Below are 12,139 nucleotides of genomic sequence, written 5' to 3'. Positions count from 1 at the left end.
GTCCCAAACATCGGTTTATTTCCCGCTTTTTACCTTCGTCCATGCGCGGGTACGTACACGATCGATCTTCGGATCCTGTACTTTCAGTGTGAACAACTTAGCTCGCACATCCGCAGGCGGGTAAATACCCGGGTTGTCACGAACTTCAGGGCTGACCAGAGCCGTCGCTTCTTTGTTGGCATTGGCATAAAAAACGTGGTCGGAGATATGCGCAATCACATCAGGGCGCAGCAGGTAGTTGAGGAACTGATAGGCTTCGTCTTTGTTTTTCGCATCGGCAGGCATCGCGAATACGTCAAAGAACGCCATTGCACCTTCTTTAGGAATTGAGAAGGAAATATTGACGCCATTTTTCGCTTCTTTCGCACGGTTTGCTGCCTGCCATACGTCCCCAGCCCAGCCGATTGCAACGCAGGTATCACCGTTTGCCAGGTCGTTGATGTACTGCGAAGAGTGGAAATAGCGAATATTCGGTCGCAGTTTCAACAACAGATCCGTTGCCGGTCCGGTGTAATCATCCGCTTTGGTACTGTTTGGATCTTTACCCAAATAGTTCAGCACCGTGGCGAACACCTCTTCGGGGGCATCAAGGAAAGAGACGCCGCAGCTTTTGAGTTTTTCCAGATTTTCTGGCTTGAGGATCAAATCCCAGCTGTCAACCGGCGCATCCGGCCCCAGCACAGCTTTAACTTTATCCACGTTGTAACCAATACCGGTCGTAGCCCACATATACGGCATCGCAAACTTGTTGTCCGGATCGTGTTTGCCCACCAGCTTCAGCAGTTCAGGATCAAGGTTTTTCCAGCCCGGCAATTTGCTCTTATCCAGCGGTTGGAATACGCCCGCGGTCAGTTGACGCTCAAGGAAGCTGGCGGATGGAACGACAAGGTCAAAGCCGGTACTGCCAGCCATGAGCTTACCTTCCAGCACTTCATTGGAATCAAATACGTCATAGATGACTTTAATTCCGGTCTCTTTTTCAAAATTAGCCACCGTGTCCGGGGCAATATAATCAGACCAGTTATATATATGCAGCGTTTTTTGTTCAGCAGCGAGCGTGCCGGCAGAGACGGCCATCAGAGCACCCGCAACCAGGCCTGATAACCATTTTTTATTTAAGGCGGTCATAATCTCTTTCCTTCTGAAAGTTCGTTAACAAACGAACAAAAATGTCACACTCTAATGATATGCAAGAAACGTGCATATTCTTTCATGCGGCACCGATGTAAAGAGAGACCTCTCCTCACGCCGCTATTGCTCGCTGTCATCCGTCCAGGCATTCAACATACATTGTGGCCGTAGAACAGGTCACAAGGGGCTGTTTAAATGATGACGTTGGTAAGCTTCGCAAGAATAACTTTAGCCAGGAATTGTGGATATAGCCCAGATTAAAAAACGTCTTTTATCAATTTTTTATGCAGGAATTGTCTATGACGTAAAGCGGAAGGCGCTGAATAGAGGTGAATAATTCTTTAATGAAAGGTTAAATACAGAATAAAAACGGGCAATACGCAACCGCTCTGGCAGCGGCTGCGCAATATATGTCCAGATTCAGGAAGAATTAATGGAGGAAATGAATTTCAGCGGTGCTATTCTGCGCATCTTCTTCAGCATTAAATAACAGCTGATGCGCACCGGCTTCAAGGATCACCATCGATATCTGCTCTTCGCTCTGGCGAACAAAACATTCAAACTGCTCAAACGTCACACCCGGCATAACGGATAAAGACTGGCAAACCACCAGTTTTGGCAGATTATCATCCTGCATATCCAGAAAAGCTTTCACCGTCAGTGAGCTGGCATTGATCGCGGACAGATCGGCGGCCAGCGGCAGCAGTGCAGAAGGTCTGACTTCTGCCATCGCGGAAAACAGAATGACGTTATCGACCAAATCAACTTTTGCATCAAAGATGCCGTCAAAATTCTGCATGTGCGGTAAATGCAGCGCCTGACAGGTATCGCATTCAAAAAAACTCATGCCCAGGTCGTCGAGCCATTGACGCAACGTATCCAGAGTGGGAACGACCAGTGATGTCATAATAATGTGCGACCTCTATTGATGAAAAAAATACCGGCACAGCTTACGCAAAAAGAGCGTGTCATACCACGATCGCAATCGATATTGCGCTTAGCCGCCGATTTTAAGGCAAAATTCAGGCGTAGCGTGACGTTCGATCCACTGGATCATCTTGCCAGCTATGTCTATCCCGGTGGTTTTCTCCACTCCTTCCAGCCCCGGAGACGCGTTGACCTCCATGACCAGTGGCCCTCGATCAGCGCGCAGAATATCAACGCCTGCAACGTCCAGGCCCATAGTCCGGGCGGCTTTGAGCGCAATTTCTCTTTCGCGCGGCGTGATACTCGCAATAGTCGCCACACCACCGCGATGGAGATTAGAACGAAAATCGCCCTCTTTAGCCCGTCGTTCAATGGCGGCCACTACTTCGTCGCCCACCACGAAACAGCGGATATCGCGCCCCTTCGCTTCTTTGATATATTCCTGAACCAGGATATGGGCATTCAGCCCACGAAAGGCATCTACCACGCTTTCTGCAGCCTGCCGCGTTTCCGCCAACACCACGCCAATACCCTGGGTGCCTTCAACCAGCTTCACCACCAACGGCGCACCGCCAACCATGTCAATCATGTCGCTGGTATCGTCGGGAGAGTGGGCTATCCCGGTGATGGGTAAATCAATTCCCTGACGCGCCAGCAGCTGTAGCGAACGCAGCTTATCGCGCGCCCGTGTAATCGCTACCGATTCATTCAACGGATAGCTACCCAGCATCTCAAACTGGCGCAGCGCCGCCGTCCCATAAAAGGTAATCGCGGAACCAATCCGCGGGATCACCGCGTCGAAATGGGGAAGCTGACGGCCCTTGTAATGAATAGAAGATGCCGCCGGACTGATGTTCATATAGCAAGAAAGGGGATCGATAACTTCAACCAGGTGACCGCGCTGCATCGCCGCTTCACGCAGGCGTTTACAAGAATAGAGCGTTCCGTCCCGGGACAAAATGGCAATTTTCACCCTGCACCTCTCTGAATGACCTGGTAAAAGCTGGCGTATCATACACTGGGTTAAAATCTTTAGCGCGTGGCCCATCCCTGTTTATGCAAATATTCCAGGATAAAGGGGCGACTTTCTTTAATGATGGTACGGCGAATGTGATCGCTCCAGGTGTCACGACGCGTATTGCTGCCGCGGGTCAGATAGTACTGCGCAAGCTGTTCGTCATACTGCGACAAAACGTCTGTATCGAGCGGCTGATACTGGTTTTCGTGCACAACAAGCGACGCTGGCAGGCGCGGCTTGATATCCGGGTTATCCGCAGGCCAGCCAAGGCACAAACCAAACAGCGGCAGAACGTGCTGCGGCAGCTTCAGCAGTTCGGTGACCGGCTCAATATTGTTACGCAAACCGCCAATGAATACGCCGCCAAGTCCCAGCGACTCTGCCGCCGTCAACGCATTTTGCGCCATCATTGCAGTATCAACCACGCCCAGCAGCAGCTGTTCCGCCAGCCCAAGTTGCGCATCAGGGCAAATCTGCAAATGACGATTAAAATCAGCGCAAAACACCCAGAACTCAGCGGCCTGCGCCACATGCTTTTGGCCGCCAGATAAGGTAGCCAGCGATTCACGCAGAGATTTATCCGTTATACGAACGATCGTCGTGCACTGTAGAAAACTGGAGCTTGACGTTCCCTGAGCGGCGGCAATAATCGCCTCACGCTGTGCATCCGAAATAGCATCATCGGTAAAATGGCGAATGGAACGGTGGCTGCGGAGTAAATCAATGGTTGGTGTCATCTCTTTTGTCTCTGTCTAAATCAGTTGAATCACCGGGTGCGCGTGACATCAGTTGCGGTGCCAGCAGTTGAGCAATACGCCACATCAACGCCACCGCAGCAGGGAGCATCAGCAGTACGCCCAGAAATATCATCACCACGCAGGCTAACGGGCTGTTAAGCGGTGCGGGCAAGGTGAGGTAATCGTTAAGCGATAGCAGCGCCAGCGATAACAAAACCATCCCAATTATTTCCAGCATCAATACGCTTTTGGGTAATACACCAATTGTGCGCATACGCGGCCTCCCGGCGAAATGGCTTTCATTATAAAACGTTCCGGCTTGCCGTGTTTAACAGATATAGCTTGAGGATATCAAAGCAACAGGCTGAACCTGCTTTCCATCCGTCACAAATCGCGGCATCATAACAAGTATTGCCATCCGGCCTGATAAGTTCGAGGAGAAAGAGATGTTTGCCGTTATTTTTGGTCGCCCAGGGTGCCCGTATTGCGTGCGCGCAAAAGAATTAGCAGAAAAATTAAGCAGTGAGCATGACGATTTTAACTTCCGCTACATTGATATCCATGCTGAAGGAATTACCAAAGCAGATCTGGAAAAAACAGTAGGTAAGCCAGTTGAAACCGTTCCGCAGATTTTCGTCGATCAAAAACACATCGGCGGCTGCACGGATTTTGAAGCCTGGGCAAAAGAGAATATGAATCTGTTCGCCTGATAGCTGTTTCTACGCCCTCAGCTTGAGGGCGTCATCAGTTCTTTTTCCGCCGTTGATGCTGATTGAATAAGCTACTGATAAATAAAAAACATAATGCGCCAAGCGCGCACCAAAACACCGCACTAAACAACCACGCCAGCTCTTGCCACAATGAACGCGTCGGCATAAAAACGAAACGCATCAGTAACAGGCAGCACGGCGCCGCCAACATTGCACCAAGAAGGGGTTTGAGTACTTCCCGACGATGGGAAAAAAAGCTTGCTGCAGCACCAGGTAAGATAAAAAACAACAATCCGACCTCAGGATGCCCTGCTGCTCTGAATGCCCCTTTCACGTTCAGCGTTAATGAAAGACACACCACAATAAAGAGCACAAAGCAGCAGACCGCACTCGCCCAACTTTGCTTATGTTTCAATCGTTCCTCCTGACACATTCTCTATCGAACACTCTTTTCGCCCGCAGGCGTCCAGTCAGATAAAGTAACTCGGCATTCCATGCCAAAAACACACCCACACGATTCTTATAGCCGTTGATACGTAATGAGATTAAACTAGCCGCATATATTGTTATGCTGCATTATTCGGGGCTGTGTACGATGCTATCGCCCCTTAATTTCTGGCAAAAACATTAGCGTAAATTGCCATTTCTTTCAATAGCTTACTAGTAAACAAGAAGTTAGTCTCCGTGAATATAAACGTCGCAGATTTGTTAAATGGGAATTACATCCTGTTATTATTTGTGGTCCTGGCTCTGGGCCTGTGTCTGGGCAAATTGCGTCTGGGTTCAGTCCAACTCGGTAATTCCATTGGCGTTTTAGTGGTCTCCCTATTATTAGGTCAGCAGCACTTTAGTATTAACACCGATGCATTAAATCTCGGCTTTATGCTGTTTATTTTTTGCGTCGGCGTCGAAGCCGGCCCCAACTTTTTTTCGATTTTTTTTCGCGATGGGAAAAATTATCTAATGCTTGCTCTGGTGATGGTCGGTAGCGCAATGCTGATCGCCCTGGGGCTGGGTAAGCTATTTGGCTGGGACATCGGCCTGACGGCGGGTATGCTGGCTGGCTCGATGACCTCAACGCCGGTGCTGGTCGGCGCAGGTGACACCTTGCGCCATTCAGGAATGTCAGGAACACAACTTTCAAGCGCTCTCGATAACCTGAGCTTGGGTTACGCCCTCACCTATTTGATTGGTCTGGTCAGTCTGATTGTTGGTGCGCGCTATTTGCCGAAACTTCAGCATCAGGATCTGCAAACCAGCGCCCAACAAATCGCGCGTGAACGGGGCCTGGATACTGATGCCAATCGTAAAGTTTACCTCCCGGTGATTCGCGCCTATCGCGTTGGCCCGGAGCTGGTGGCATGGGCCGATGGTAAAAATCTGCGCGAACTGGGTATTTATCGTCAGACCGGTTGTTACATTGAACGCATCCGTCGCAACGGCATTCTTGCCAACCCGGATGGTGACGCGGTGCTGCAAATGGGCGATGAGATAGCCCTGGTGGGTTATCCGGACGCCCATGCCCGCCTCGATCCCAGCTTCCGTAACGGTAAAGAGGTGTTCGATCGCGATCTGCTCGATATGCGCATCGTCACTGAAGAAATTGTAGTGAAAAACCACAATGCCGTTGGTCGTCGCCTGGCCCAGTTGAAACTGACCGACCACGGTTGTTTCCTGAACCGCGTGATCCGCAGCCAGATTGAAATGCCTATTGATGACAACGTCGTGCTCAACAAAGGTGACGTATTGCAGGTCAGCGGTGATGCTCGTCGCGTGAAAACCATTGCCGATCGTATCGGCTTCATTTCGATTCACAGTCAGGTGACCGATCTGCTGGCCTTCTGCGCCTTCTTTATCATCGGTCTGATGATCGGGATGATCACCTTCCAGTTCAGTAATTTCAGCTTCGGCATCGGGAATGCGGCTGGACTGCTGTTCGCCGGCATCATGCTGGGTTTCCTGCGAGCCAACCATCCAACGTTTGGCTACATCCCACAGGGTGCGCTGAACATGGTGAAAGAGTTTGGCCTGATGGTATTCATGGCTGGTGTCGGTTTAAGCGCAGGCAGTGGCATTGGTAATGGCCTGGGGGCCGTCGGTGGTCAAATGTTGATTGCCGGTCTGGTAGTCAGCCTGGTTCCGGTTGTTATCTGTTTCTTGTTTGGTGCTTACGTATTGCGCATGAACCGCGCCCTGCTGTTTGGCGCCATGATGGGCGCACGTACCTGTGCTCCGGCAATGGAAATCATCAGTGACACCGCACGCAGCAACATCCCTGCGTTAGGCTATGCCGGGACCTACGCGATAGCCAACGTTCTGCTGACATTAGCGGGGACACTCATCGTCATTGTCTGGCCTGGCCTTGGTTAGCGCTGAAATTTACCCTTAAACGAAAATTTTTTGCAGGTAAGCAGAACTTTTCTTCAAGGTGTCAGTCATAACTATTGCCACTGCTTTTCTTTGATGTCCCCAATTTGTGGAGCCCATCAACCCCGCCGTTTTGGTTCAAGGTTGATGGGTTTTTTGTTGCCTGAAATTTACTACTGAAAAAATCAATCACGTACACCAACACCAACACCAACACCAACACCAACACCAACACCAACACCAACACCAACACCAACAGTATGCCCGTATTCGAAGTCAGTGTACTTATGGTTCCTCGTGCTGCCTGGCAATCAAACACAATTAAATTTAACTGGAACCCTACCATCGAAAATTATGGCTATATACCTGTGACTCATATCTCAATTTTTTGAGTCAAAAGTTTGACAGTTCATTTCAACTCTGTTTTATTGCCTACACGATAATTATCCACAACATCTCTATTTAAATAGTGAACTTTTTCATGCTTTTAATTTACTCATGGTGATAAGTAATGAAGCTGCAAACTGTTATTCATAGAAAGAACATAATTTACTTTACTGTCGGCCTGGCCATGTTGACGATAATGGGGATTCTGGGAGTGGACACTTATTTACCTTCAATTCCCGACATCGCAAAAGAATTTGAAAAAAATGTCTCAACCACGCAGTTGTCGATTATGGTTTATACCCTATGCATTGGTTTTGGACAGCTAATTTTTGGTCCATTATCTGATGCTATTGGCCGGCGAAAAATTATGCTTACAGGTGCGGTTATTTATGGCGTGACAACATATTGTCTCACGCTCTCAACCGGTCTGGTTATGTTTCTGGCGATCCGTGTCATACAAGGTCTTTCTATATCAATAACGCTGGTTACAGCAATCAGCGCAGTTCGAGATGTAACTCGTGGTTCAGTGGCCGCGACGCTGTATGCCATCATCATCACTATCGAAGGTGTCGTTCCCATTGCTTCGCCCCTGCTGGGAGGGGTAATTAATGACTTATGGGGATGGCGCGCAATTTTTTTAATGATATGTGGCTATGCTATTATAACGTTAACATACGTTTATTTTAACTTCCCTGAAACACTCAGCCATGAGAGAAGGGTTGCCTATTCATTGAAATCATCATTTAATACGTATAAAGAGATCAGCAAACAACCTCGATTTTATCTACCTTGTCTGTCTCTTGGTCTGTCATTCTCGCTGATTTATTGCTATGTCACAGCCTCCCCATTTATTTTTATGGTTACGTTTGGATACTCATCAACGCAATTTGGTGTGCTTTCATCAATTATTGGAGGCTTCCTACTGCTGGGGGCTGCATTATCAGGTAAACTTCTTAAGAAAAGGTCTGCGCCGCAAATTTTGAATTCGTGGCTGAAAATCATCGCCTCATTTATTGTACTGTGTATTCCATTAATAATACTTAGTTATCACGTCAATATTTTTATATTCTTCTTTATTATCCTGATGTTTGCTGGAGGGATGTTCGAATCACTCTATACCTACCTGACCATGTCCAGCCAGCGCACCAACCTGGGAGCGACCTCTGCGTTGATGGGAGCCGCCTCGCTGGTTATTCCGTCAGTCATCGGAGGTGTCGGTAGTTTTTTAATTGAGCTAAATACCAGCATCTGGATGATGTACTTGCTTTTGATAATTTTGATAATGATATACATGTTAAAGAAATATCAAACACTTACAGTAACTGATCGGCGTTAAAATGAGCTGATAGACATTGCTGCTATAAGATCCATAGCAGCAATGTCCCCGACATAACCTGATTTTTCATCGCTGAGTGAGGTTCCCCGGAAACGCTTTCTCAAATTTGCAGCATGCCCGTTATGGCACATACTTTACTCGGTGCTAAATGGTGATGGGGTTGCTATGTTACTCTCAGGCAAAGTCGCAATGATCTTCGGTGGCAGCGGCGCTATTGGTAGTGCAGTTGCGCATACTATGGCGCGCGAAGGGGCCCATGTGTATCTGGGCGCGCGCCGTCAGGAAAAGCTGGATTGGACCGCCAGTGGCATCCGAACGGCGGGTGGTACAGTCGAAACCTTTATCACCGATGTACTCGACGAGCACAACGCATCGAAGGAAGTTACCCGCCTTGTACAGCAAACCGGTGGAATAGATGTGGTGGTTAACGCAACGGGATTTATGCACGAACAGGGCAAGCGCATCGATGCATTATCCCTCTCTGAGTTTATGAGCGGTATCACCCCTTTTCTTGCGGCGCAGTTCAATATCGCAAAAGCCGTAACGCCGCACATGGGCGGCAATCGAGCAGGCGTTATTCTCACCATCGTTGCGCCCGCAGCCCCGATGGCGATGCCCGGGCATCTCGGCCATATCGTCGGCTGTGCAGGAACAGAGGCTTTTATTAAGGCGCTCGCCAGCGAGACGGGACCAATAAACATTCGTGTCGTCGGCGTGCGGTCGCATGCGATTGTGGATGCTGTAGCGGCTGGCTCCTATACCGGAGAAATTTTCACCGCTAAAGCACAGTCAATGGGTTTAACCGTCGATCAATGGTTAGGGGGGGCGGCGCAAAGTACCATGCTCGCGCGCCTGCCTACGCTTGCACAAATCGCTGAGGTTACAACCTTTCTCGCTTCAGACCATGCCAGCGCCATGACCGCCACAGTGGTAAATATTACCGGGGGCGCCACCATAAGCTAATTTACCCGCTTTTCACGCCACGCGCTGCTGCGAGCCTTTTTTTGCACTCGGACGGGAACACAATGCTATACCGCACATAATAACCAACGCGCTCACCAGATGATATGAATGCAGAGTGACGTGCAAAAACATCACGCTAAATAATCCGCCACTCAATGGGATCAAGTGTGAATAGATCTCTCCACGCGTTGCGCCAATGGCGCTAATCCCTTTGTTCCATAATAGATATGACAGCCACGAAGGAAAAATAACAAGGTATGCCAGCCCAGTCACAACGCCTGTATTGGCATAGCTATTCCATCCCGGCATACCATTGCGTATCAACTCCAAAGCCAGTACCGGAATAAGTACAATCGCACCTAACAGCGCGCTCACTGCGACAAAGGCGTTTCCCTTTACCTCACGCGGTTTAATGCGTAAAAAAGCACAATAGACGGCCCAACTTAACGCTGACCCCATGGTCCAGAAATCGCCCTGATTCAGATGCGCAAATACCCGCGCATTTATCATATCACCCTGCGACACCAGCCATATAACACCAACAGTACTCAGGATCACACCAGCTATATTTCGCGCAGAAATCCGCTCTTTAAAAAAAAACTTATTGATTAACAGTACGAGCGCCGGGGTGGTGGACATATAAATCGCGGCATTAAGCGAGGTTGTATATTGCAAGCCGATATACAACGTTAAGGGGAAAAGAACCTGACCACAAAGCGCAAGGAAGACGATAGTACCAAAGGATTTTTTCATCACCGGCCATTGCTCTGTGACCTGACGAAAATAGAGCGTCATCAATAATAACGCGGTAAATACCCAGCGTGCCGCTGATAAAACGATGGGATTAACTTCAGCGACCAAGAGATGACCAATCACATAATTTCCACCCCAAAAACAGGCAGCCAGACTGAGTAAAAGATAGGGCATATTTGCGCCTTATTGTCAGTTGTACGGTATGACCACAAGGCTACGGCGGCGTGAGAATGAATGCTAATATAACGTTTTTATCCATCTGCATAGATTAAAACTATGAAATTTACGCTAAGGCAACTTGAGTTTTACATCGCGCTTGCAGAAACATTACAAATTTCCAAAGCTGCTGCACGCTGTCATATTTCTCAGTCATCAATGACCATTGCCATGCGGAACCTGGAAGAAGCATTAGACGTGCAGCTATTTGTACGTTATCCCAAAGGTGTGAAGCTCACCGCTGAGGGCGAGCGCTTTCTGGCACATGCCTGCAACATCATCAACAGTAGCCACTCGGCTATTGACGCCCTGCATGACAGGAGCGAAATTCTCACCGGCACGGTGCGCATAGGCATTGCTGAAACGCTCTCTGCCTATCTTATCCCGGATATACTCAACGATATTGAACGACGTTTCCCTTTGCTGGAGATCGTGTTTTATGAAGCTACTGCACCGGAACTGGTACAGGCGCTACGGGAACAAAAGGTCGATTTTTGCCTGCTTCTGACCTCAAATATCAACCATGATAACGACCTGGAGATCGAAACATTTATTCGTTCACAGCGCCGCCTGTGGACGTCTATTGGGCATCCGCTACAGAGCCAGGCATCGATCCGTTTAATAGACGTCGAGAAACTACCATTTTTACTACTGGAAACCGATAAGTACCCTGACGTAATCATCGATTACTGGCAGCAGCGTGGCTATACGCCCAATATCAGTTTTCGCAGCAACTCTTTTGAAGCAATAAGAAGTCTGGTTGCAAAAGGTAGAGGGATAACCATTTTATCCGACCTGGTGTATCGCCCGTGGTCACTGGATGGTCTGCGCGTCATGCACAGAACGATTGATGATTTTATTACTTATATGGATGTCGGGACGGTAAAAATAGCCGCCCGACCGTTGACGCCAGAGGCGGTAAAAGTCATTGATTTTTTACGTCAGGCCGTTACCCGCCTCGACAAACCATTTTGAGGATTTTATCTCTGCGGCAATTCGGCAATACGCTCCACCATCATCAGAATATCTTCTCGCTGCAGCGGTTTTTTATCCGTGACAAAATGCAGCGTCATTCCTTCAATAAACGCATCCAGCGCCCGCGCCGTAACCGGATCAAACCACTGCTCTAACGTTTGTTGGCTGCGTAGCATCCAGTTCTGCATCACCGTTTTCAACGCTGGTTTACGGCTGGCGAAAGCATACAGCTGATACATAAGCTCCATATTATCAGGCGTTGTGACCTGGGAGCCGTAAATCATATCGGTAATCGCATGGCAGGCCGCCTGCGCATCAGCAACGTCGGCAAAAAAATCCTGGTACTGCTGAGACATAGTATGCGTAAAACAGCTGAATGCCTCCAACAGCAGATCATCTATTCCTGCAAAATAATAGGTCATTGAGCCCAGTGGCACCTCGGCAATCATAGCGATTTTACGGTGTGTAACCCCATGAATACCATGGATTACTATCGCCTTAAGGGTGGCCTGAACTATTTTTTCCCGCCGCTGCGGATCGTTTGCACGTCGCACTGCATTTCCTCTTCTTGCATTTGTGTACAAATGTACACAACCTTGCTAATGTTGTCTTCTTTCCT

13 protein-coding genes are annotated in these 12,139 nt (G+C 48.7%); 5 read left to right on the top strand and 8 right to left on the bottom strand.

From position 1 onward, the window contains the following. Positions 1–15 precede the first annotated feature (15 nt). The 5 genes from potF to WC1_RS16350 all read right to left on the bottom strand — a co-directional run bounded on the left by potF (position 16) and on the right by WC1_RS16350 (position 4,087). Positions 16–1,128 (bottom strand): spermidine/putrescine ABC transporter substrate-binding protein PotF, encoded by a 1,113-nt coding sequence (potF, locus tag WC1_RS16330; protein WP_003035370.1) that lies wholly within the window; start codon positions 1,126–1,128, stop codon positions 16–18. A 433-nt stretch (positions 1,129–1,561) separates the two neighbouring features. Next, entirely contained in the window at positions 1,562–2,038 is a 477-nt protein-coding gene (locus WC1_RS16335) for a type III secretion system chaperone family protein (RefSeq protein ID WP_003035368.1), read from the bottom strand. Between the two features lie 90 nt (positions 2,039–2,128). Then, complete coding sequence (gene rimK, locus WC1_RS16340; RefSeq protein WP_003836932.1) at positions 2,129–3,031, bottom strand: 30S ribosomal protein S6--L-glutamate ligase; 903 nt, start codon at positions 3,029–3,031, stop codon at positions 2,129–2,131. A gap of 59 nt (positions 3,032–3,090) precedes the next feature. Then, positions 3,091–3,813, bottom strand: coding sequence for a nitroreductase NfsA (gene nfsA / locus WC1_RS16345; RefSeq protein ID WP_003836934.1), 723 nt, complete (start codon positions 3,811–3,813; stop codon positions 3,091–3,093). Continuing rightward, a complete protein-coding gene (locus WC1_RS16350) occupies positions 3,797–4,087 on the bottom strand; it encodes a YbjC family protein (RefSeq protein ID WP_003845523.1) in 291 nt (96 codons plus the stop codon). Before WC1_RS16350 ends, nfsA begins: the two co-directional genes overlap by 17 nt. A 172-nt stretch (positions 4,088–4,259) precedes the next feature. Here WC1_RS16350 and WC1_RS16355 point away from each other — a divergent pair, with 172 nt between their 5' ends. Further along, entirely contained in the window at positions 4,260–4,523 is a 264-nt protein-coding gene (locus WC1_RS16355; RefSeq protein WP_003035358.1) for a GrxA family glutaredoxin, read from the top strand. Between the two features lie 34 nt (positions 4,524–4,557). Here the strand turns inward: WC1_RS16355 and WC1_RS0122645 are convergent, their stop codons facing one another. Then, positions 4,558–4,938: an inner membrane protein YbjM gene (locus WC1_RS0122645; RefSeq protein WP_003035356.1), complete on the bottom strand. Its 381-nt coding sequence runs from the start codon at positions 4,936–4,938 to the stop codon at positions 4,558–4,560. Between the two features lie 269 nt (positions 4,939–5,207). On the opposite strand from WC1_RS0122645, the gene WC1_RS16360 reads away from it, so the two are divergent. The 3 genes from WC1_RS16360 to WC1_RS16370 all read left to right on the top strand — a co-directional run bounded on the left by WC1_RS16360 (position 5,208) and on the right by WC1_RS16370 (position 9,576). Continuing rightward, positions 5,208–6,893 carry an aspartate:alanine antiporter gene (locus WC1_RS16360; protein WP_003035354.1) on the top strand — a complete coding sequence of 562 codons (1,686 nt, stop codon included), beginning with the start codon at positions 5,208–5,210 and terminating at the stop codon, positions 6,891–6,893. Positions 6,894–7,401: 508 nt separating this feature from the next. After that, positions 7,402–8,613: a multidrug effflux MFS transporter gene (locus WC1_RS16365; protein ID WP_003845517.1), complete on the top strand. Its 1,212-nt coding sequence runs from the start codon at positions 7,402–7,404 to the stop codon at positions 8,611–8,613. 165 nt (positions 8,614–8,778) lie between these two features. Further along, the gene (locus WC1_RS16370) at positions 8,779–9,576 is read left to right on the top strand and encodes an SDR family NAD(P)-dependent oxidoreductase (protein ID WP_003845515.1); all 798 of its coding nucleotides are present in this window, start codon (positions 8,779–8,781) and stop codon (positions 9,574–9,576) included. 12 nt (positions 9,577–9,588) lie between these two features. Here the strand turns inward: WC1_RS16370 and WC1_RS16375 are convergent, their stop codons facing one another. Continuing rightward, positions 9,589–10,503: a DMT family transporter gene (locus WC1_RS16375; RefSeq protein ID WP_016149848.1), complete on the bottom strand. Its 915-nt coding sequence runs from the start codon at positions 10,501–10,503 to the stop codon at positions 9,589–9,591. A gap of 102 nt (positions 10,504–10,605) precedes the next feature. On the opposite strand from WC1_RS16375, the gene WC1_RS16380 reads away from it, so the two are divergent. After that, a complete protein-coding gene (locus WC1_RS16380) occupies positions 10,606–11,520 on the top strand; it encodes a LysR family transcriptional regulator (RefSeq protein WP_003836947.1) in 915 nt (304 codons plus the stop codon). Between the two features lie 5 nt (positions 11,521–11,525). Here the strand turns inward: WC1_RS16380 and WC1_RS16385 are convergent, their stop codons facing one another. Then, positions 11,526–12,074 (bottom strand): TetR/AcrR family transcriptional regulator, encoded by a 549-nt coding sequence (locus WC1_RS16385; RefSeq protein WP_003035341.1) that lies wholly within the window; start codon positions 12,072–12,074, stop codon positions 11,526–11,528. Between the last annotated feature and the right edge of the window lie 65 nt (positions 12,075–12,139).

Source organism: Citrobacter sp. KTE30, assembly GCF_000398825.1.
GTDB lineage: Bacteria > Pseudomonadota > Gammaproteobacteria > Enterobacterales > Enterobacteriaceae > Citrobacter > Citrobacter freundii.
This window is presented reverse-complemented; position numbering and strand designations above follow the sequence as displayed.